We start from the raw sequence: 22,063 nt of genomic DNA on the forward strand, positions 1-22,063 counted from the left end.
GCACAGGGGCGCGTTCATGGCGCATAATGACGCGCCATGATGACAGGCAAGCGGCCCGCGCGCGACAGGTGCAGGCCGCATGACAGGATATGTGAACGGCATGACCGAAGAAGACGTATTGGCCGAATTCCGTGCAGCGGGGGCGCTGCTCGAAGGACATTTCATCCTGTCGTCGGGCCGACGCAGCGCCAATTATCTGCAATGCGCGCGCGTATTGATGAATGCGGACCGGGCCGCGCGCCTGGCCCGCGCGGTGGTACAGAAATTGCCGCGCGAATTGCGGCAGGAGATCGATCTGGTCGTTTCGCCCGCCATGGGTGGCCTGATCATCGGTCATGAAGTGGGCCGTGCGCTCGAAAAGGACGCCGTTTTTCTCGAACGACCCGAAGGGACATTCGAACTGCGCCGGGGCTTTGCCATATCGCCGGGACAGAAAGTGCTGATGGTCGAGGATGTCGTGACCACTGGCCTGTCGTCGCGCCAGGCGATCGAAGCCGTCGCGGCGGAAGGCGGCATCGTCATCGCCGAAGCGGCTCTGGTCGACCGTTCGGCTGGCGAAGTGGACCTTGGCGTGCCTTTCTACCCGCTCGTGTCGATCAACTTCCCGGTCTATGAAGCCGATGCGGTCCCGCCCGAACTCGCCGCCATCCCCGCGATCAAGCCCGGCAGCCGGAAGTAGCAGAACTTATGCCCCACAGCCCCGCTCCGCTCCGCCTTGGCGTCAATATCGACCATGTGGCGACCATTCGCAACGCGCGCGGCGGGGATCATCCCGATCCGGTCAAGGCGGCGCTGCTGGCGGTGAAGGCGGGTGCGGACGGCATCACCGCGCATCTGCGCGAGGACCGGCGGCATATCCGCGACGAAGATGTCGCCACGCTGATGGCGGCGCTCAGCGTGCCGCTCAATCTGGAAATGGCGGCAACGGCGGAGATGCTGGACATCGCGCTGCGCTACAAACCCCATGCCGCCTGCATCGTACCGGAAAAGCGCGAGGAGCGCACGACCGAGGGCGGGCTGGACGCAGCGGGACAATTCGAGACGCTGCGGCCCATCGTCGCGGCGCTCAATGATGCGGGCATCCGCGTCAGCCTGTTCATCGAGGCCGACGCCGCCCAGATCGACGCGGCGATCCGGCTGAACGTGCCGGTGGTGGAATTTCATACCGGCGCCTATGCTCATCTGACCGGCGAGCCGCGCGCCGCCGAACTGCGCCGCATCGCCGACGCCTGCGCCCTGGCAGCCAAGAATGGCATCGAACCCCATGCGGGCCACGGCCTGACCTTCGACAATGTGGGACCAATCGCCGCCATCCCGCAGGTCGCCGAACTTAACATCGGCCATTTCCTGATCGGCGAGGCGATCTTCGGCGGGCTGGAAGGCAGCATCCGCGAAATGCGCAAGCAGATGGATCTCGCGCGGTGACGACCCAAAGTCGTCACCCCAGCGAAGGCTGGGATCTCAGGCGAACGGCGTCCGCCCTTGCCGCACCAGACCCCAGCCTTCGCTGGGGTGACGCCCTGGGCGGGGCGTCATGATCATCGGCCTCGGCTCCGACCTCTGCAATATCGAGCGTATTCAAAACTCGCTCGACCGCTTCGGCGCGCGGTTCGAGAGCCGCGTATTCACCGATGTCGAGCAGGCCAAGGCCAATCGCCGCCCCTTTACCAAGGCAGGCACGCTGGCCAAGCGTTTCGCCGCCAAGGAGGCTTTTTCCAAGGCGGTCGGCACGGGTTTCAAGGCAGGCGTGTTCATGAAGGATATCGGCGTCGTCAACGCGCCGTCCGGCGCACCCACCCTCGCCCTGACCGGCGGCGCGCTGACGCGCCTCGAATCGCTGATCCCGGCGGGCCATCGCCCGGTCATTCACCTGACGCTCACCGACGATCATCCATGGGCGCAGGCTTTCGTCATCATAGAGGCGCTACCGTTGTGACGCTGCCTCCTCCTCACGCCAGCGAGCAGACCCAAATGACGGCAGCCGACCTGACCGACGAAACGCCCCCGATGCCGCAACCCGTCGAGCAGGCGGCATGGATCAACTGGTGGCAGGAGCTGAAAAGCATCCTCCTGCTGATTCTGGCCGTGCTGGCCTTCCACAGTTTCGTCGCCAAGCCGTTTTATATCCCGTCCGAATCGATGATGCCGGTGCTGTTGACGGGCGACCGGCTGGTGGTCAGCAAATTTCCCTATGGCTGGTCCTATGTCTCGCCCAGCTTCCATCCCCTGCCCTTCCTGAAAGGGCGCGTGCTGGGTCGGCTGCCCGAACGGGGTGACATCGTCATCGTGTCGCCGCAGAACCGGCGCGAAGATTATATCAAGCGGGTCATCGGCCTGCCCGGTGATATCGTCGAAGTGCGCGGCGGTCAGGTGGTGTTGAACGGCGTGGCGATTAAACAGAAGGCGTTGAAGCCGCTGCGTATCCCCGTCGACGGCAATGCCCCCTGCCCGCCGATGCAATTTCCCGGCGCGCTGGTGACGGGCAAGGACGGCAAAGACTATTGCGAATTGCCGGTGCGGCAGGAAATCCTGCCCAATGGCAAAACCTATGTCACCATCGACATGGGGCCAAGCGCGCTCGACTGGTATGGGCCGGTGCGGGTGCCGGAAAACCATGTGTTCCTGATGGGCGACAATCGCGACAACAGCGCCGACAGCCGTGCGCCGTTGGAAGAAAATGGCCTGGGCGGCCCGGTGCCATGGGAAGCGATTGGCGGGCGCGCGGAGTTCATCACCTTCAGCCTGGACGGCGATGCGACCTGGAATCCGCTGACATGGCTCCACGCGCTGCGCAGCGGCCGGGCCGGGAACAGCCTGCGCCCGCAGAGCGTTACACCCCCGAAATAGAGCGCGTAAAAAGGGGCAAGGGTTTTGAGCGAAGCGACGCAGCCGCATATTGAAGAACCCGGTCCCAGCGAAGTGCGCAGCCCGCTGGTCCAGCAGGAGCTGAAACGCGCGGGCGTGTGGTTCGCACTGGCCATTGCCGTCGGGCTGGTGACGCTGCTGGCGCAACCGATATTGCTGATATTGGGCGCTTTGGTGCTGGCGACCATGATGGATGGCGGCACGCGGCTGCTCGGCCGGGTCTTGCCCATATCGCGCGGCTGGCGGCTGACCATCGTGCTGCTGGGCGCAGTCGCCTTCATGGCCTACACCTTCTACCTCACCGGATCGAGCCTGGCCGCGCAGGCGCAGGCGATGCGCACCATCGTGGAAACGCAGGTCGCGCGGATCGGCGGGTGGATGCAGCAACTGGGCATTTCGACTACGCCCGAAGACCTTAAAGGCCTGGCCACACAGGCAATGAGTTCGATGGGGCGCGTCACCGCAGCGGTCGGCACGGCGGTCGGCGCGATCACCAGCGGCGTCATGATGCTGGTGCTGGCGATTTTTCTGGCGGTCGAACCCAAGCTGTACGAGCGCGGCGTCGCATGGATGCTGCCGATCGAAAAGCGCGCCCATTTCTACAGGATCGCCGACAAGATGGGCTGGACGCTGCGGCGGCTGATGTTCGGGCGGTTGATCGGCATGGGCGTAGAGGGGGTTGGCACATGGCTGCTGCTATGGGCGGGCGGCGTGCCGATGGCGGGGCTGCTCGGCATCCTCACCGGCCTGTTCGCTTTCCTGCCCAATATCGGGTCGATCATTTCGGGCGTGCTGATCATTCTGGTCGGCTTTTCCGCCGGGACCGACACGGGCCTCTATGCCTTTGGCGTCTATATGGTGGTGCAGATCGTCGATGGCTATCTGATCGTGCCGATGGTGGCGAAGAAGGCGACCGATCTGGCCCCCGCTCTGGTGCTGGCGGCGCAGATATTGTTCGGCGCGCTGTTTGGCATCATGGGGCTGTTCCTGGCAGACCCGATCGTCGCGATGATCAAAGTCTATCTGGAGGAACGGTCCAAGGGGCTGGAGGAGAAGCGTGCGGCACAGATGGCGGACAAGCTGAGAATTTGACCGGGGTTTTCAGGGCGCGGCAAATCGCGCTGCGACCTCGGCCGGCACGCGCATGATCCGCCCGGTCGCCTTGTCGATGATTGCCCAGGTGGATTTGGCCGCGACCTTCACCTTGCCATCCGGCCCGGTAAATTCGATATGCCGGTCGAAGCGCGCACCACGCGGCGCGTCCGCGATCCAGGTGCGGGCCGTGACCGTTTCGCCCTCCTGCACATTGCCGCGATAGTCGATTTCATGCCGGGTCACGACCCACACATAAGCGTCGACATGGGCCGGGTCCGCATCCCGGTTCCAATGCTCGACCGACACCTGCTCCATCCACCGGACCCAGACCGCGTTGTTGACATGGCCAAGGATGTCGATGTCGGCGGGGGTGGCGGTAATCGCGCAGGTGTAGGTCGCTGCCATCAGCCCGCGACCCCCAGCTGCCACAGCATGAACGCAAATTCCTCCGCCGTTTCGTGCAGGCTTTCGAACCGCCCCGACTTGCCGCCATGACCCGCGCCCATATTGGTCTTGAACAACAGCAGGTTCCGGTCGGTCTTGGTCGCGCGCAGTTTCGCCACCCATTTGGCCGGTTCCCAATAAGTGACGCGCGGATCGTTAAGGCCCGCCGTCACCATCATGGGCGGATAGGTTTGCGCCTTGACGTTGCTGTATGGGTCGTAGGACAGGATGTTTTCAAACGCTGCCTTATCCTCGATCGGGTTGCCCCATTCTGGCCATTCGCCCGGTGTCAGCGGCAATGTTTCGTCCAGCATCGTATTCAGCACATCGACAAAAGGCACATGTGCGACGACCGCGCCCCACAGGTCGGGGTCGCTATTGACGACCGCGCCCATCAGTTCGCCGCCTGCCGATCCGCCCGAAATGCCGATCCGGCCCGCAGACGTATAGCCCAGCTCGATCAACCCCTTGGCCACATCCACGAAATCGGTGAAGGTGTTGACCCGCTTGTCCAGCTTGCCATCCAGATACCATTGCTGGCCCAGATCATCGCCGCCGCGAATATGGGCGAGGGCAAAGACGACGCCGCGATCCAGCAGCGACAGGCGGCCAGTGGAAAAGCCGGGGTCCATCGCCATGCCATAGGCGCCATAGCCATAGAGGTGGAGCGGCGCGCTGCCATCGCGCGGCAGGCCGGCGGGATAGACGATCGACACCGGAATCTGCGTGCCGTCGCGTGCGGCGATCATCAACCGCTGCGTTTCGTAGCGGCTGGCGTCGTAACCGGACGGAATTTCCTGCACTTTGAGGACTTCGAGCCGCCCGTCATCCAGATGATAGTCGTAGATGGTGTCGGGCGTGACCATGGATTCATAGCCGATGCGCAACGTCGTCACATCATATTCGGGATTGTCGTCCAGCCCCGCCGAATAGCTGGCTTCGGGAAAGGGGATGCGCTTGGGGCTGTGGGTGGCATAATCGCGCAGTTCGATCTGGTCGAGGCCGTCCTGACGCCCTTCGGTGACGTAGAAACGCTGGAACAGGGTGAAGTCGGTCAGGTAGAAATGGTCGTCCGGGGCAATGACTTCGCTCCACTGGTCGGGCGCGTCCAGCGTCGCCTTCACCAGCCTGAAATTGGGGTGGGCGTCGTTGGTGCGGATGTAGAGCGTGCCGTCATGTTCATCGACATCATATTCGCGGCCCGGCTGACGCGGGGCGACCAAAATGGGCGTCGCGGTGGGATCGTTCGCCGGGACCAGCCAGGCTTCGGTCGTCACATGGTCGCCGGTCGAAATGACGATATATTTTTCCGATGAGGTCAGGCCCACCGACACGCGGAAGCCCTCATCATCCTCATGAAAGATTTCGACGTCGCTTTCGACCCCCTGCCCCAGCCAGTGCAGCCGCGCATTGTCGGTGCGCCAGTTTTCATTGGCGATGCCATAGATCAGCCCCTTGCTGTCGCTGGTCCATACCAGCGAGGACAGGGTGTCGGGAATGACTTCGGGCAGGATGTCGCCGGTGAACAGATCCTTGATCCGCGCTTCGAACCGTTCGGACCCGTTGGTGTCGATCGCATAGGCGAGCAGGCGGCCGTCCGGGCTGACCGACATCGCGCCCAGCCGGAAATAGTCATGGCCGTCTGCCAGCGCCGTTTCGTCCAATATCAGTTGGTCGGGACCGCCCGCCACCGGCTTGCGATACCATTTGCGATATTGCGCCCCGGTTTCGAACGCCCGCCAGTAGATATAGTCGCCGTCCTTTTGCGGCACCGACTGGTCGTCTTCCTTGATGCGGCCCTTCATCTCGGCAAACAATGTGTCGGTCAGCCCCTTGTGCGGGGCCATCGCCGCATCAAAATAAGCGTTTTCCGCCGCCAGATGATCCAGCACCGCCTTGTCCGTGACCTCCGGGTAACCGGGGTCGCGCAGCCAGGCATAATCGTCGGTCACGGTGATGCCATGATGGGTGAAGCTGTGCGGACGGCGGGCGGCGACGGGCGGCTGGGAAAAATCGGTCATTCAGTGTCCATATATCATCTGGTCTGCGAGCGCTGGCATAAGCGCCTTTGCCTGCTTATGTTGTCGCCTTTGCGGCCTGCGCAAGGGCCGATAGACAAGGAAGCATGAATGTCCACCTATGAAGACCGGCTGAAAGCGCTGCGCGCGCAGTTGGTGCGGGACCGGCTCGATGGTTTCGTCGTGCCGCTGACCGACGAGCATATGAGCGAATATGTCGGTGCCTATGCACAACGGCTCGCCTGGCTGACGGGTTTTCAGGGGTCGGCGGGCAGCGCGGTTGTGCTGCCGGAACAGGCGGCGATCTTTACCGACGGACGCTATACGCTGCAAGTGCGTGAGCAGGTGGACGGCGCGCACTGGGCCTATGAAAGCGTGCCGCAGACGTCGATCGCCGACTGGCTGGGCGTCCATGCGCCGCAAGGCGGGCGGATCGGCTACGACCCGTGGCTGCACACCAGCGCATGGGTGAAGGCAGCGAGCGCGGCGCTGGCAGCCAAGGGCGCGCGCCTGATCGCCGTGGACACCAATCCGGTCGATGCCGTGTGGCCGGACCGTCCCGCGCCAAGCGCCGCGCGGCTGGTGGTGCATGAAGACCGCTTTGCCGGGCGCAATGCGGCGGACAAACGGCAGGCGATTGCCGACTGGCTGGTGGAAAAGCGCGCCGACGCCGCTGTGCTGTCCGCGCTCGATTCGATTGCCTGGGCGTTCAACATTCGGGGCAAGGATGTGGACCGGACCCCGGTGGCGCTGGCCTATGCCATCGTTCATGCCGATGCGACCGCCGACCTCTATGTCGCGCCGGAGAAGATGGACGAGGCCGTGACCCAGCATCTGGGCAATGCGGTGCGGGTCAGGGACGGTGTGAACTTCGCCGCAGCCCTTGCGGATTTCGCCGGAAAAACCGTCGTCGCCGACCCCGAACGGGCAGTCGCGGCAATTTTCGACGCACTGGAGCAGGGCGGCGCGACCGTGCTGCCGCTGCGCGACCCCGTCGTGCTGCCCAAGGCGATCAAGAATGCGGTCGAGATTGCCGGGCATAAGGCCGCGCAGGCGCGCGACGGCGCAGCGCTCAGCCGCTTCCTGCACTGGGTATCGGTCGAAGCGCCCAAGGGGGGCCAGACCGAAATGTCCGCCGCCAATCGGCTGGAAGCGTTCCGCAAGGATACCGGCCTGCTGGAGGATCTGTCGTTCGATACGATCAGCGGCGCGGGGCCGAACGGTGCGGTGGTGCATTACCGGGTCGAGGACAAGACCAACCGGCCGATCAAGACGGGTTCGCTTTATCTGGTCGATTCGGGCGGGCAATATCGCGATGGCACGACCGACGTGACGCGCACGCTGGCGATCGGCACGCCGACGCGCGAGATGCAGGAGCGGTTTACGCTGGTGTTGAAGGGCCATGTCGCTTTGGCGCGGGCCGTGTTCCCGGTCGGAACGCGCGGCGGCCAGCTCGACATATTGGCGCGGCAATATCTGTGGCGCGAAGGTCTGGATTATGCCCATGGCACGGGCCATGGCGTGGGCAGTTTCCTGTCGGTGCATGAAGGGCCGCAGCGGATCGCGACATTCGGCGGCGGCGACGAACCGTTGCAGGCAGGCATGATCCTGTCCAACGAGCCGGGCTATTACAAGACCGGCGAATATGGCATCCGCATCGAAAATCTGGTGCTGGTGGAGGAGCGCGCGGTGCCGGGCGCGGAGAAGGCGATGCTGGGCTTCCAGACGCTGACCTTCGCGCCGATCGACCGGGCGCTGATCGCCACCGACCTGCTGGACGCGGGTGAGCGGGCGTGGATCGACGCCTATCATGCGCAAGTGCTGGGCGTGGTCGGGCCGCAGCTGGAGGGCGAGGCGCTGGCCTGGCTGGAGGCGGCCTGCGCGCCGCTATAGGGCGTTAATCCTTGGGCGATTCGGGCGCGGGGGCAGGTTCACTGTCCCGCGTCGTTTCGCGCGACTGGGCCTTGCGACGGCGCAGATTGTCGCGCAGCGCCTGCGCCAGCCGCGCCTTTCGTTCGTCCTGTGTTTCGCTCATGGAACAGGCCATAAGCAAATTGCATCATCCGCCGCAACCCGCCTTGACAAGGCGAACGCGCGCGGCCATAGGCCCGGCTCCCAGCGCGACGAGTGCTTGTGGACGAGAAACAGAGTGCTGCTGTAGCTCAGTGGTAGAGCGCGTCATTGGTAATGACGAGGTCGGGAGTTCAATCCTCCCTAGCAGCACCATTTCCTCCCCCTCCTGCGATTGCAAACCGGATCGACACGCCGAAAGGCGGCGCAGGACCATCGCCCGCGCCGTCTTTTTATTTTGGAATGGCGCGGGGTGTCAGCGCGGCGGGCGGTTGCCGACCAGTTCGTAGCGATAGCCGTCGGGATCGCTCAGCATCAATATCGCCGGTCCCTGCGCGGTTTGATGCACCGCTTCGACAGGATAGCCCGCCGCTTTCAGCCGGGTAGCGACCGCCGCGACATCGGGCACGCGCAGGACGATCTTGGCCAGCCCATCGCCATGCACGACCGGCGGTGCCTTTCCGGCGCTATCGTCGTGCAGCAGGATGAGGATGAGCGGACCGCGCGGCGTGTCGGCACTCAGCATCACTTCGGTCAGCGGTCCATGGTGCAGCCGCGTCGCCTCCACCAGCCCCAGCGCGGTGCGGTAGAAAGCGATCGCCCGGTCCAGATCCGTGACGCGCAGGCCCGGCGCCATCAGCGTGGTGCCGATGGCGGGCGGCGGCGGCACCTGTGCCAGCACGGGCGTGGGGGCGGCCAGCAAAAGGGCAGCGATAGCGTAGCGGCAGGACATGGTTCTGGCTCCTGTATCAGGCATTTTCGCGCACCGCATCGGCAGGGGTTCCGGTCCCCTTGCCCGACCGCGCCTTCACCTTGTCGAAATCCGCCTCGAACCGGGGGCGCATCGTGCCGCACAGTCGATCCCAGACCGTGGTGTAGCCGCCGAAATTGCCCGTGAAATAACGATGATGCTGGTCATGGAAAGTGGCGGAGATGAACCATTTCGTCGCCCAGCTGCGGTTCCACCAGCGCGGCAGAAATTCATGCCCTGAATGGACATAAAGGCCCATGACGATGTTGGTCGGCACGATCAGCGCGACAGTTGCGTCATGAACCGTGAATATGGCCAGAAACAAAGGCACGAAACCGCCATTGACCAGCGATTCGAGCGGACTGACCGACAGGGTGGTCAGCAGGTTTGGCGATGTGGATTTATGATGGATCTTGTGGACCCAGCTATAGACCGGCTCCTTGTGCATCCAGCGGTGGAGCCAGTAGAAATAGGTGTCGAACAGAATGAAGTAGAGGGCATATTCAAGGCCGATCTGCCACCATGCGGCAGGCGATTGGGCAAAACGGATCGCCCCTGCCGCCTCCAGCGCCGTGCGCAGCGTGCCGAGCAGCAGCCCGGTAATGGCCAGGTTGAGGATGGCGAAGCCCGCTTCATTGCGGAAGACCGTCCATTTGAAACCTTTAGGCTGGATTTTGCGTGCCTTGAAGAAGCCGCTGATGATCCCCGCCGCAATGCCGCTGGCAACGAACAGGCCCAGCCAGAGCGAGAGGAGATGATGGCCGTTGAGCAGTGATGCAAACATGAAAGACTTGTCCCGTCCTGCGCGCCACGCGGCGCAGGACGGGTGCTATCAGATGGCAGGGCGGGGAATTTGTCAGCGGTGACACGAATGCCAATATCGCCGCCCGCTTCCCTTATCGCGCGAAGCTGATGCCGATCCACAGGGTGCGCGGCGTGCCAAGGTCCATCGATCCGCCCGCATTGCGAGTGACGACCGCCTTGTCGAACAGGTTTTCGCCGCGTGCGACGACCGTGACGCCATGGCCGAGCGGCAGGCGCGCGATCGCGTCCAGCGTCAGTGCGTCGGGCAGGACGTCGCTTTGCAGGTCGTCCTCATATTGTTTGGCGACATAGCGCAGCGTGGTGGACAGGGTCGGTCCCTGCGCCGGGCTGTAGGCGATGGTCGCGCTGGCGGCGTGGCGCGGGCTTTGCGCCGGGGTCAGGCCGTCAAATGCCGCGCCGGGCGCGCGCACGCTGCTATGGCTATAGGCGTAGGAGGCCGACAGGCGCAGGTCGCCCAGCGCAGCTGCGGCGGTCAGTTCCACCCCCTTGGCGACGACAGCCTGCACATTGCGGCGCTGGCGCGTGGTGGCGGTGAGCGTCACATTGGCAATGGCGTCGTCCAGCCGATTGTAGAAGGTCGTTGCCGACAAAGTGACGCCGGGCGCAGGCGTCAGGTCGATGCCGATTTCCGCGCCTTTCAGCTTTTCGGGCGTCAGCGCATCATTCGCCTGAGTCGTGATGGGGAACACCACGAAGGGGCGGTAGAGTTCGTTGAGCGTGGGCAGGCGGAAGCCGCTATAGGCCGCGCCGCGCAGGGCAATGGCGTCGCTGGCGCGATAGAGCGCGCCGACCCGGCCCGACACTTCCCAGTCCGCACGATCGGCAAAGGCGCTGGCGGTGGCCGCGCCGGTGGTGGCATTGACCTGCCGATAGAAGCCGTCGCGGATCGACCAGCGATCGGCCCGGACGCCGCCGGTCAGAACAAGATTGCCCAGCGTCCAGTCATCCTCGGCAAAAATGCCGGTGGTCGTCTGCTCGCCGCCTGCATGGCGGCGGAAGGCCACGGGATTGGCGGCGATATTGGCGTTATAGGCGTCCTCAAACATGTCGCCGCTGGCAAAGCGCGTGTCGACGCCGATGCGCAGTAGATGATCCGCGCCGACCGGCGGGCGCAGCTCGATCTTGCCGCCAAGGCCGGTCGAGGGCGTGTTGCGCTGGTCCAGCGACTTGCGGAAAGTGGAGGAGGACATGACCATATTGGCGAAATTGCGCGCCTGAATATAGGCCAGTGCATCCACCTGCCACCGCCCGCGATTGATGTAGCGGATGCTGGCATCCTGTCCCTGACTCATGCTGTCGGCCCCGGCGAAACGCAGCGTCCGGTCATCCTGAAACAGGGTGGCGCGAAATTGCAGTTCGGACGTGGCGGAAATGGGGGCTACCGCGCGCAGGCTGGTGGACCAGCCTTCATAGGCGGCAGGTACGGTGGCGGCGACCCGCTGCGCCTTTGGCGTGGTCTGGAACCCGTCCCCCTTGTCCCACCGGCCCGACAGCGAAACATAGCCGCTGCCAAGGTCGGGCGTGATGCTGGCGGACAATTCGGTGGATTCGCGGCTGCCGTAAAAGGCGCTGGCGGCAAAACCGGGCAACTGGTCGCGGGTAGCGCTGGCCAGTTCAATCGTCCCTGCCACTGCGCCCGCGCCGAACGCACCGATGCCGCCGCCGCGCGTCACCCGGACGACCGACAGGCGATCAGGGACCAGAGCGCTGAAGGGGATATAGCCGAAAAAGGGATCGGCCAGCGGCACCCCGTCCAGCAACAACAGCGTGCGGCTGGACGCATTGCCGCCCAGCGCGCGCAACGTCGCGCCCTGCGCCGAGGGGTTGGCCGATCGGCTGTCGGAACGGCGGAACTGCTGGAACCCGGCGACATCGCCCAGCACGCTTTCGATCCGGCCCGACGCACTGTCCTGCAACCGCTGACGATCGATCACCACCGAACCATAAGCGGGTGTGCCGGGGGGAAGCGACAGACCGGTGCCAGTGACGATGATCGATGGTCCATCGCCCGGCGCTTCTGCCAAGGCAGCGGTGGGTGCGGACAATAATATGGCAGGCAGGATGATATGTTTCATGGCGATCCCCTCAGCGCCCCTCTCTTTATTTTCCACCGCATTTGCAAACGGAAAGGGCTTGTGTCCCTTGTAGGACAGGGCCGCCCCGCCATGACATTGACCCTTGGGTCGAACGCGCGATGGCCAAGAGGATATTCCGGTCCGATCCGATGGGGACGACAGGGTGCAACTGCTGTGCCGGGGCGAAAACCGGCATTGCCTTCTCCTCCCTTGGAACAAGGGGAGCGCGTTGCGGAAGGTCGGCTCCGCCCGCTTCAGTGGCTGATAAGGCCCACCAGCCGCACCAGTTGCGATTCCCGGCTGCACCCGGTTTTTTCGTAGATGCTGCGCAGTTGCACCTTGAGCGTTTCGGTCGACACGCTGCGGGCGGCCGCGATGTCGGGCCGGGTCTGACCCGCTGCCAGCCGGATAGCGATGTCTGCTTCCGCCGGGGTCAGGTTGAATGTCCGCATAAGCAGTTGAACATGGCGGTCGGTCGGCGCGCCGACCCGCGCGATCGCAATGGCGCGCGGCGCGAACGGCAAAGACCATGACTTGGCGGGCAAAGGGTAGAATTCCAGCATGATGCCGACCCCGCCTGCTTCATCACCCAGAGCGACCGGATCAGCCGCACGGCCCGGCGGGTCGATGATCATGCGGATCGCCCGCGTGATCGCACGGCTTTCCTCCGCCCGCTCGCTGGCCAACGCGCCGTCGCGCACGCGCAACCGGCTGCTCGACAGCAGCGCCTGGGCGCGCGGGGTCATGCCCCCGACCCGACCCGCCCCGTCCAACAGCCAGCAGGCGCGGTCCATCGCTTCGAACGTGCCGGACAACAGGGCAAACCCCTGATGCTCGATCGCGCGCTGAAGCCGCACCGCATTGCGGACATGGCCTGAAATATGGCCGAACAGGTCGCGCTGTTCCTGCGTACTGCGCCCGTCCTTGCTATCGCGCAGCAGCGCAAGGCCGATCATCCCCTCCTGCCCGGCGAGAATGCGGGTCTGGCAACCATCGAAAATGTCGAAATCGGCGCAAAGGTCGAGATAGTCCTGACTGCGCAATCCCTGCCGCGCCACGTCATAATGGGCCTCATGGACTATGGCCGGATTGTCGGCCAGCCCGTCGGCGGCGACGCGGAAATTCAAGTCGGGGCTGGACTGATCGATCGTCGCTGTCTTGGCGACGATGCTATCGTCGATATCGCTGATCCAGTTGAAGGCCGCAGCACCGGGGCCAAAGCCGATCAATTGCCCATGACGCGACCCCGTGGCCGCTGCCATCGTCCTGATCGCGCTTTCCCAATTTGCCGGTTCCAATGCAGCGGAAAGAAACAATTCCGCCCAGTCATCGCTATTCTTCGCGAGTGACGCCATGCTCGCAACCCCCAATGCCCCGAACATAGTTCGTTGCGGAAGTTGCTGGGGAAGTCAAATGGTAGGTCGTGGCAACAATTTGAAAATAATGATCCAGATCAGGATTCAGGCTGCTTTTGCCAAAGCCTGTTCGCGCACGGCGCGGAACATGCGGCAAGGCGGAATATTGCGCCATTCCCGGTCGTCATGTACTTCGCCAAACAACGGGTTCAACAAACGCAGCACATAGCGCGAATATTGATAGACCAGAAATGCACCGCCCGGTGTCAAAGCCGCATGGGTTTCGGCGCAAATCGCTTCGCCCACCCCGGCAGGCAGAGTCGAAAAAGGCAGACCCGACAGAATATAGTCGGCATGGGCATGGCCCGCTTCCTTGATGAAGCGGCGAACGTCGGCGGCCGATCCATGCACGACCTTCAATCGCGGGTCGGCGGATTGCGCCTCCAGATAAGCGACGAAATCGAGATTGAGGTCGATCGCCAGCAAGGTCGCGTCGGGATGCAGCCGGTCCAGCACGGCATGGGTGAAGGTGCCGACACCCGGCCCATATTCCACGAACAGCCGGCATTTTTGCCAATCGACCTGATCCAGCATTCGGTTCACCACGGTTGCCGACGTCGGGATGACCGAACCGACCATGCCGGGATGCTTGATGAACTGACGAAAGAACATGCCCCACTGGCCCAGGAAGGGGGTTTTGCCTCCCACCCGACCCGGATTATTTTTCTTTTTCGAGGGAATGGAAGCCATCGTCATCCGTCTGTCTATATGCGTCGATCCGCGTCGCAAATAACGGCGCTGCTGGCAAGACGCTTTACCTGCCAAGACACAAGAATGCGCGGGCCGCCCGTTGGTTCAGGCGACCCGTGCTTTTCCTTCAGAGCCGTTCGCGGCCACGCAACATGCCCGGCGACACGAAACCGATCGGATCGACCTGCATCGCGCTCTGTTTCAGGGTCGCCTGAATCTGCTCATATTCGCGTTCCACTTCCGGTGTGACCGATGCGCGCGTTTCTTCCAGCGCGGCTTCGAAATGGGCCATCGTCACCTTTTCCACCGCCAATGACTGACGCAGCGCGAACAGGCCGGCACGCCGGGCCAGATCCTCCAGATCCGCGCCAGTGAACCGTTCGGTGCGCATGGCCAATATGTCGAGGTCGACATCCTCCGCCAGCGGCATCTTGCCTGTGTGGATCGTCAGGATACGCCGACGCCCCGCTTCATCCGGCACCGGAACATAGATCAGCTCATCGAAACGCCCCGGTCGCAACAGCGCCGGATCGACCAGCGTCGGGCGATTGGTCGCGCCGATCACCACGACCGATTGCAACTCCTCCAGCCCGTCCATCTCGGCCAGAATCGTGTTCACCACCCGCTCCGTCACCGCCGGTTCGCCCAGCCCGCCGCCGCGCGCAGGCACCAGGCTGTCCAGTTCGTCGATGAAGATGACCGTGGGCGCCACCTGCCGCGCGCGGGCGAACAGCCGGGCAATCTGCTGTTCGCTTTCACCATACCATTTGGACAGCAGGTCGCTCGATTTGGTGGCGATGAAATTGGCCTGCGCTTCGCGCGCCACGGCCTTGGCCAGCAAAGTCTTGCCCGTGCCGGGCGGGCCATAGAGCAAAAAGCCCTTGGCCGGGCGGATGCCCAGCCGACGGAAAGCGTCGGGATTTTTGAGCGGCAGTTCGACTCCTTCTTTCAGCCGCATTTGCGCATCGTCCAGCCCGCCAATGTCGGACCAGCCGATATTGGGCGCCTGCACCATGACCTCGCGCATGGCGGACGGCTGGACCCGCTTGATCGCGGACATGAAATCTTCCCGCGTGACGCACAACTCCTCCAGCACATCGGGCGGAATCGTGCCGTCCTCCAGATTGAGGCGCGGCATGAAGCGGCGCACCGTCTCGATCGCGGCTTCGCGGGTCAGCGCCGCCATATCCGCGCCGACAAAGCCGTATGTCATGCGGGCCAGTTCGGACAGGTCGACCTTGTCGCCCAGCGGCATCCCGCGCGTGTGGATGCCCAATATCTCGCGCCGCCCGCGCTCGTCAGGCACGCCCACCACGATTTCGCGGTCGAAACGCCCCGGACGCCGCAGCGCCTCGTCAATCGCTTCAGGCCGGTTGGTGGCCGCAATCACGACCAAATTGGTGCGCGGTTCCAGCCCGTCCATCAGCGTCAACAATTGCGCGACGAGGCGCTTTTCCGTCTCCCCTGTCACCTGCCCCCGTTTCGGCGCGATCGAATCGATTTCGTCGATGAACAGGATCGATGGCGACGCCTTGGCTGCCGCCTCGAATATCTCACGTAGCTTCTTTTCGGATTCGCCATAAGCGGACCCCATGATTTCCGGGCCGTTGATCAGGAAAAATTCCGCTTCCGATTCATTGGCGACGGCGCGGGCCAGCCGCGTCTTTCCCGTCCCCGGCGGGCCGTGCAGCAACACGCCCTTGGGCGGATCGACGCCCAGCCGTTCGAACAATTCGGGGTAGCGCAGCGGCAGTTCCACCATCTCGCGCAACTGGTCGATGGTGTCGGCCATGCCGCCGACATCGTCATAAGTCACATCGGCGCGGCGCGATTCGCGCGGCTCCTCATATTCGGCGCGCAATTCGACTTCGGTTTCGGCGTCGATCACCACGACACCCTTTGGCACGGTCGATACGACCATCAGCCGGATTTCCTGCAACGCATAGGCGGGCGCGGCCAGCATCTGGCGCAATTGGGGCGGCATGTCGCCGGGCGGCACCTGTTGCTGCGCGGCGGTTGCGACGACATCACCCGCTGCCACCGGCCGTTGAAAGAATACGCGCTTCAACGCTTCGGGATTCCCCTGAAGCCGCAAATTATTTTGTGCAGGCGCGAACACGACTCGCTGGGCTGGGCGCGGTTCGATCTTTTCGATCTGGACGAAGTCGCCCGAACCCGCCCCGGCATTGGCCCGTTGCAACCCGTCCAGGCGCAGCACGTTCAGCCCTTCGTCTTCCTTATAGGGTCGCACCACGCGCGCGGATGTCGACCGCTTGCCCACGATCGCGACGACATCCCCTTCTGCCAGCAGCAATTGCGCCATAACGTCGAGCGGCAGCCGCGCCAGACCGCGTCCGGCATCCTCCGGCCGCGCATTGGCGACCTGAATCCTGCGCCCGCTGCTTTCCTGATCGGCCATATCCTGTCCCCACAAATTGTCGCTCCGTAACGAGATAGGGAACGCAGGCGCCGGGAAAAAGGGGGCCGTGCCAACTAGGCGCAAGACAAAAAAAGGGCCGACCCAAAGGTCAGCCCGGAAAGTTTTAGGAGAGGATGCCTGAAAGGCACCTCCTATGTGCAGTGCAGCGGGAAATATTGCAAGTGCGAAAAGAACCACGCAGTTGCATAAAATGCATCTTGCCATTTCCACGAATTTCCTGCTCATAGCGAAGAGGATGCTTGAACCCGGTTTATGTTGCGATCGACAATAAGGTATGACGCGGCGCAGCGCACCGGCACTGGAATTGTGACGAATTATGCGGAGATTACCGCCCCTTACGGCCCTGGAGGCCTTCGTTCAGGTTGCCCGCCTTGGCTCGGTCAAGGCGGCGGCAGAAGAACTCGCGCTCTCCACCCCCGCGCTTAGCCGCCGGGTGCAGGCGCTGGAGCGATTCATCGGCCGCCCGTTGTTCGACCGCAAGCATCAGGCGCTGGAAATCAATGCCGAGGGGCAGAGGCTGCTGGACGACATAGCCCCTGCACTGGATTCCCTTGCTCAGGCGCTGGAAAATATCCAGAGCGGCGGCAACCAACTGCGCTTGCGCCTCGCCGTGATGCCATTGTTCGCGACCCAGCGCCTGTTCCCCCATCTGGGCGCGCTGCGCACGCTGCATCCCCAATTGCATATCGACATCGAAACCACCCCCCATGCCGTCGCACGGCTGGGCGAAGGGCTGGACGCGGCGATCGTGCTGGCCAAGGATATCGACGCAGCGCTTTATGCGCATGAACTCGACCATGACGAAGTCTATGTCATCGGCGCGCGCTCGCTGCTCGCCCCCCCCCATGCGCTGACATCGCCGGAGGAACTGGCGCAGCATACCGTCCTGCTCCACCGCGACATGGCGCTGGCGTTCGACGCCTGGAAGGATGCCGTTGGCCTGCCCGACCTGCAACCGCTGGCGATCGACAATTATGATTCGGGCCAGCTGATGCTGGAAGCCGCAGCGCAGGGGCTGGGCGTGGCATTCATGCACGCCAGCCATTTCAAGGAATCGGGCGATACCCGCCTGGTCCGCCTGTTCCCGACAAAGGTCGAAAGCCCCTATCGCTATTATTTCGTCTGCCGCCCCCGCGCGCTTCAGACCCGTGCCGTGCGGATCTTCCGCGACTGGCTGGTAGCTGCCGATATCTAAGCATTTTTGCGGTCTGCGATTCTTTTCGGCCGCGCTCTTAACCTTGTTTCCTCGCCGCCGTTATAGCGAACATGACCGGGGCCACTTCCTCTTCCGCTAGTCCGCAACACGGACTGACCGACCGTCTGGCACGATGGGCAAAAGGCCTGTCTGGCAAGCCTGAGGAGGAGGAGAACGAACCCGAGCAGCGCCCGCGCGCAGGCACTGCGTCGAGCCGCGAAGTGACACGCCGCCGTCAGCTTTACGACGAAATCGGCAGCTTCCTGTTCGCTCACGACCTGGACCTCACGCCCATCAATTTTTCCGTGGCGCTCGATTATCTGACCGGCGCGAATATCGGCGTGGAAAAGGCGATCAAGGCCGTGCTGATGGAGCGTGGCAAGATTACCAACGGCTGGATGGAAACCGTCGCGGCCGAACAGCGCGCCGACGAAGTGACGCCCGAATCGCTGGCCAACATGCTGGACAAGGTCGAGGAAAATCTGACCCAGTTCACGGGTTTGATGCATGAATCGCGCAATTCGGCCAAGGATTATGGCGCTGCATTGCAGGAACAGGCCAAGGGGCTGATCGAAGGCAGCGAAAATGATCCCGTGCTGGCCCGACTGGTCGGGCTGACCCGGTCGATGGTCGAAAAGACCCGGCAGGTCGAAAACCAGCTGCGCGAAAACCAGAAGCAGACCAAGGCTTTGAAATCGAGCCTGGAAACGGCCCGCCGCGCTGCTGAACATGACCATCTGACTGGCCTGCCCAACCGGCGCGCCTTTGAAGGCGTGCTGCGTGAAGAAGTGAAGGTCGCCAGGGAACAGGGCGAAATGCTCTCGGTCGCCTTTTGCGATATCGACCATTTCAAGAATATCAACGACACCCATGGCCATGACACGGGTGACCGGGTGCTGAAATTCATCGCCGGGCTGCTGACGAAAGCATCCAACGACCGCTGCCATGTGGCACGGCATGGGGGGGAGGAATTCGTCATGCTGTTCCGGGGCAAGACTGCCGCCGAAGCGTGCGAAGCGGTGGACAGCGTGCGCGAGGATCTGGCCACCCGCAGCCTGGTCAATCGTACCAATGGCGAACGCATGGAACGGGTCAGTTTTTCAGCCGGTGTCGCCAATGTGCTGGCGTTCGACGATCCCAGCCGTGCGCTCAAAGCAGCCGACCGCGCGCTTTATCTGGCTAAGGAACATGGCCGCAACCGGGTTTACCTGGCAGCGGAAACGGATTGAGGTTTTTTCGGTTCTGCCGCACCGCACCTGCCCGCTCCCCCACCCGGCCTCCCACAGAATATCCTGAATGGGAGGCCGGGTGGGGGAGCGGGCAGGTGCCGCATCAACGATAGCGCAAAAGTGCCTCAGAAATCCGGTTTCTCATAATGGGCAGGTGGCGTGATGACTTCCATTCGCTCCGACAATAAGGGCCGGAAGGACGGCCGCGATTTGAAGCCGGCATACCAGCGGCGAACCGGCTCATGCCCGGCCCAGTCGATGCCGCCCAGATAATCGGCCACCGACAGATGCGCCGCCGCGGTTATATCGGCCAGGCTAAGCGTGCCGCCCGCCATCCAGCTGCGATGGTCGAGCAGATAGTCCATATAATCCATATGCACATTTGCACGCTTCATCGCCTCGCGCAGGATGCGCGCGTCCGGCGGCGTTCGTTCGATCAGCCGCTTCTTCATCCGTTCGTGCAGCAATGGGCCGACCACGTCGCCATAGAAATTCTGGTCGAAAAAGGCAGTCAGGCGGCGCACTTCCGCCCGTCCGGCGGCAGTACCGGAAATCAACGGAACCTTCTCCACCGTTTCCTCGAAATATTCGCAGATTGCCTGACTGTCGATCAGGGTGATGCCCTTGTCCTGCTCCACCATGACAGGCGTCGTGCCAGCCGGGTTCAGATCCAGAAATTCGTCGCGCATCGCCCAGGGCGATTCGCGCACCAGATCATAACCCACGCCTTTTTCGCCCAGCAGTAGCCGGACCTTGCGGGAGAAGGGACAGAGCGGAAATTGATAGAGAAGCCACATAAGCAATCCCTGTTAGGCGCGCGGGGCCACGGGGGAAAGCGGCAAAATACAGGAAATATTGCCGCACATTTCAGTCATATTGGCCAAAAGGATGGCGACAAACGGCATGATGCGGCCTTTCGGTCCCGCCATAGGGACAGTAGAAGAGACGATAATAATGGTTTCGTGATGGAAAGGATGCCCGATGTCTGACGATTTCTTCCCGGTGCCGGGCGGATGGGCAAAACAGGCGCTGATGGACCGAATCGCGCGCGAGGCGGACTATGACCGCTCGATCGGCGACGCTCATGCCTATTGGCTGGAACGCGCCGCGCGGCTGGACTGGATCACTCCGCCCACGCTGACCAACGAAAGCAGTTTTGCGGAGGCCGATTTCGGCATCAGTTGGTTCGCCAACGGGGTGCTGAACGTCAGCGCCAACTGCATCGACCGCCATCTGGGCGATCGGGCGGACCAGACCGCGATCCTGTGGGAACCCGATTCGCCCGATGCGCAGCCGCGTAGCTTCACCTACGCGCAAGTGCATGAGCAGGTATGCCGCTTTGCCAATGTGCTGAAAGGCGCAGGCGCGAAAAAGGGCGATCGCATCACCGTCTATATGCCGATGGTCCCCGAAGCCGCCTTTGCCCTGCTCGCCTGCGCGCGGATCGGCGCGGTGCATAGCGTCGTATTCGGCGGCTTTTCACCCGAAGCGTTGGCCGGCCGCATCATTGATTGCGATTCTACCTTGGTCATTACCGCCGACGAAGGGCGTCGCGCGGGCAAAGCCGTGCCGCTCAAGGCCAATGTCGATGCGGCGCTGAAGGACTGTCCCGGCGTTACCAAAGTGATCGTGGTACAGGCGACCGGCGGCGCAGTGACGATGGCGCCGGGCCGCGACCTGTGGCTGCATGAAGAAGCCGCGAAGGTCGATGCCGATTGCCCCGCCGAACCGATGAATGCCGAAGACCCGCTGTTCATTCTCTACACGTCGGGATCGACCGGCAAGCCCAAGGGCGTGCTGCATACGACCGGCGGCTATCTGCTGTGGGCGGCGCTGACTCATGAACTGTGCTTCGACTATCGGCCAGGCGAGATTTACTGGTGCGCGGCGGACATCGGCTGGGTCACCGGGCATAGCTATATCGTCTACGGCCCGCTGGCGAACGGGGCGACGACGTTGATGTATGAAGGGGTGCCGAACTATCCGACGCCCAGCCGCATCTGGGAAGTGGTCGACCGGCATCAGGTGCAGACCCTGTTCACCGCGCCCACCGCGCTGCGCGCGCTGATGAAGGAGGGCGATGATTATGTGCGCGCATCCAGTCGCGCCTCGCTGCGCCTGCTCGGCACGGTGGGCGAACCGATCAATCCCGAAGCCTGGCGCTGGTATCACCATGTCGTCGGCGAAGATCGCTGCCCGATCATCGATACCTGGTGGCAGACGGAGACGGGTGCCGCGATGATCGCCCCCATGCCCGGTGCCACTGACCTGAAACCGGGTTCCGCTACCTTCCCCATGCCCGGCGTGGTGCCGCAGATCGTGGATACAGAAGGCACGGTGCTGGACGGCGCGGCGGAGGGGAACCTTGTCATAGCGCAAAGCTGGCCGGGGCAGATGCGCACCGTGTGGGGCGATCATGAACGGTTCTTCCAGACCTATTTCACCACCTTTCCCGGCAAATACACCACTGGCGACGGCGCGCGGCGCGACGCGGATGGCTATTATTGGATCACCGGCCGGGTGGACGATGTCATCAACGTGTCGGGCCACCGCATGGGCACGGCAGAGGTAGAAAGCGCGCTGGTGCTGCACGAAGCCGTCGCCGAAGCCGCTGTCGTCGGCTTCCCCCATGATATCAAAGGGCAGGGCATCTATGCCTATGTGACGCTGAACGCAGGCATTGAGGGCGATGACGATCTGCGCAAGACGCTGGTCAAATGGGTCCGCACCGAAATCGGGCCGATCGCTACCCCGGACGCGATCCAGTTCGCTCCCGGTTTGCCCAAGACCCGGTCGGGCAAGATCATGCGCCGCATCCTGCGCAAGATTGCGGAGGGCGAAGTGTCGGCACAGGCACTGGGCGACACCAGCACGCTGGCCGATCCGTCGGTGGTGGACAATCTGGTCACCAATCGTCAGGCTTGATGCCCAGCCGCGCCAAAGGAACCGTC

At 63.2% G+C, this 22,063-nt stretch carries 19 protein-coding genes and 1 tRNA gene; 10 read left to right on the forward strand and 10 right to left on the reverse strand.

What is annotated here, in order from left to right; genetic code table 11:
• Positions 1-100: 100 nt before the first annotated feature.
• From pyrE to SPBM01_RS11145, 5 genes are all read left to right on the forward strand, one after another.
• Positions 101-679, forward strand: coding sequence for an orotate phosphoribosyltransferase (gene pyrE / locus SPBM01_RS11125; protein WP_188061893.1), 579 nt, complete (start codon positions 101-103; stop codon positions 677-679).
• 8 nt (positions 680-687) lie between these two features.
• On the forward strand, positions 688-1,425 hold the full coding sequence (locus SPBM01_RS11130) for a pyridoxine 5'-phosphate synthase (RefSeq protein ID WP_188061894.1): 738 nt from the start codon (positions 688-690) through the stop codon (positions 1,423-1,425).
• A gap of 109 nt (positions 1,426-1,534) precedes the next feature.
• Entirely contained in the window at positions 1,535-1,936 is a 402-nt protein-coding gene (gene acpS / locus SPBM01_RS11135) for a holo-ACP synthase (RefSeq protein WP_188061895.1), read from the forward strand.
• Positions 1,937-1,971: 35 nt separating this feature from the next.
• Positions 1,972-2,847: a signal peptidase I gene (lepB, locus tag SPBM01_RS11140; protein ID WP_188061896.1), complete on the forward strand. Its 876-nt coding sequence runs from the start codon at positions 1,972-1,974 to the stop codon at positions 2,845-2,847.
• Positions 2,848-2,871: 24 nt separating this feature from the next.
• A complete protein-coding gene (locus SPBM01_RS11145; protein WP_188061897.1) occupies positions 2,872-3,957 on the forward strand; it encodes an AI-2E family transporter in 1,086 nt (361 codons plus the stop codon).
• A 9-nt stretch (positions 3,958-3,966) separates the two neighbouring features.
• Here the strand turns inward: SPBM01_RS11145 and SPBM01_RS11150 are convergent, their stop codons facing one another.
• Both SPBM01_RS11150 and SPBM01_RS11155 read right to left on the reverse strand, forming a co-directional pair.
• The gene (locus tag SPBM01_RS11150) at positions 3,967-4,365 is read right to left on the reverse strand and encodes an acyl-CoA thioesterase (protein ID WP_188061898.1); all 399 of its coding nucleotides are present in this window, start codon (positions 4,363-4,365) and stop codon (positions 3,967-3,969) included.
• The gene (locus tag SPBM01_RS11155) at positions 4,365-6,425 is read right to left on the reverse strand and encodes a S9 family peptidase (protein ID WP_188061899.1); all 2,061 of its coding nucleotides are present in this window, start codon (positions 6,423-6,425) and stop codon (positions 4,365-4,367) included. The genes SPBM01_RS11150 and SPBM01_RS11155 overlap by 1 nt, the downstream gene beginning before the upstream one ends.
• 108 nt (positions 6,426-6,533) lie before the next feature.
• Between SPBM01_RS11155 and SPBM01_RS11160 the strand changes: the two genes are divergently transcribed.
• Positions 6,534-8,315: an aminopeptidase P family protein gene (locus SPBM01_RS11160; RefSeq protein ID WP_188061900.1), complete on the forward strand. Its 1,782-nt coding sequence runs from the start codon at positions 6,534-6,536 to the stop codon at positions 8,313-8,315.
• A 4-nt stretch (positions 8,316-8,319) separates the two neighbouring features.
• Here SPBM01_RS11160 and SPBM01_RS11165 read toward each other — a convergent pair whose 3' ends face one another.
• The gene (locus SPBM01_RS11165) at positions 8,320-8,457 is read right to left on the reverse strand and encodes a hypothetical protein (protein ID WP_188061901.1); all 138 of its coding nucleotides are present in this window, start codon (positions 8,455-8,457) and stop codon (positions 8,320-8,322) included.
• 116 nt (positions 8,458-8,573) lie between these two features.
• Between SPBM01_RS11165 and SPBM01_RS11170 the strand changes: the two genes are divergently transcribed.
• Positions 8,574-8,648: transfer RNA gene (locus SPBM01_RS11170), tRNA-Thr, on the forward strand.
• 100 nt (positions 8,649-8,748) lie between these two features.
• Here the strand turns inward: SPBM01_RS11170 and SPBM01_RS11175 are convergent.
• From SPBM01_RS11175 to SPBM01_RS11200, 6 genes are all read right to left on the reverse strand, one after another.
• Positions 8,749-9,225, reverse strand: coding sequence for a VOC family protein (locus tag SPBM01_RS11175; protein ID WP_188061902.1), 477 nt, complete (start codon positions 9,223-9,225; stop codon positions 8,749-8,751).
• Between the two features lie 16 nt (positions 9,226-9,241).
• On the reverse strand, positions 9,242-10,027 hold the full coding sequence (locus SPBM01_RS11180) for a sterol desaturase family protein (RefSeq protein WP_188061903.1): 786 nt from the start codon (positions 10,025-10,027) through the stop codon (positions 9,242-9,244).
• 112 nt (positions 10,028-10,139) lie between these two features.
• Positions 10,140-12,143, reverse strand: a complete 2,004-nt coding sequence (locus tag SPBM01_RS11185; protein WP_188061904.1) for a TonB-dependent receptor — start codon at positions 12,141-12,143, stop codon at positions 10,140-10,142.
• Between the two features lie 254 nt (positions 12,144-12,397).
• A complete protein-coding gene (locus SPBM01_RS11190) occupies positions 12,398-13,498 on the reverse strand; it encodes a helix-turn-helix transcriptional regulator (RefSeq protein WP_188061905.1) in 1,101 nt (366 codons plus the stop codon).
• Positions 13,499-13,603: 105 nt separating this feature from the next.
• On the reverse strand, positions 13,604-14,248 hold the full coding sequence (locus SPBM01_RS11195) for a class I SAM-dependent methyltransferase (RefSeq protein WP_188065676.1): 645 nt from the start codon (positions 14,246-14,248) through the stop codon (positions 13,604-13,606).
• Between the two features lie 127 nt (positions 14,249-14,375).
• Positions 14,376-16,667: a CDC48 family AAA ATPase gene (locus SPBM01_RS11200; RefSeq protein WP_188061906.1), complete on the reverse strand. Its 2,292-nt coding sequence runs from the start codon at positions 16,665-16,667 to the stop codon at positions 14,376-14,378.
• A gap of 337 nt (positions 16,668-17,004) precedes the next feature.
• Between SPBM01_RS11200 and SPBM01_RS11205 the strand changes: the two genes are divergently transcribed.
• Together SPBM01_RS11205 and SPBM01_RS11210 are read left to right on the forward strand one after the other, a co-directional pair.
• Positions 17,005-17,883, forward strand: coding sequence for a LysR substrate-binding domain-containing protein (locus tag SPBM01_RS11205; protein WP_188061907.1), 879 nt, complete (start codon positions 17,005-17,007; stop codon positions 17,881-17,883).
• Positions 17,884-17,954: 71 nt separating this feature from the next.
• Entirely contained in the window at positions 17,955-19,112 is a 1,158-nt protein-coding gene (locus SPBM01_RS11210; RefSeq protein WP_188061908.1) for a sensor domain-containing diguanylate cyclase, read from the forward strand.
• A 125-nt stretch (positions 19,113-19,237) separates the two neighbouring features.
• Here the strand turns inward: SPBM01_RS11210 and SPBM01_RS11215 are convergent, their stop codons facing one another.
• A complete protein-coding gene (locus SPBM01_RS11215) occupies positions 19,238-19,909 on the reverse strand; it encodes a glutathione S-transferase family protein (RefSeq protein WP_188061909.1) in 672 nt (223 codons plus the stop codon).
• A gap of 184 nt (positions 19,910-20,093) precedes the next feature.
• On the opposite strand from SPBM01_RS11215, the gene acs reads away from it, so the two are divergent.
• Complete coding sequence (gene acs / locus SPBM01_RS11220) at positions 20,094-22,037, forward strand: acetate--CoA ligase (RefSeq protein WP_188061910.1); 1,944 nt, start codon at positions 20,094-20,096, stop codon at positions 22,035-22,037.
• The last annotated feature ends 26 nt before the right edge of the window (positions 22,038-22,063 follow it).

Origin of the sequence: Sphingobium sp. KCTC 72723, assembly GCF_014280435.1 — a bacterium.
Taxonomy (GTDB): Bacteria; Pseudomonadota; Alphaproteobacteria; order Sphingomonadales; family Sphingomonadaceae; genus Sphingobium.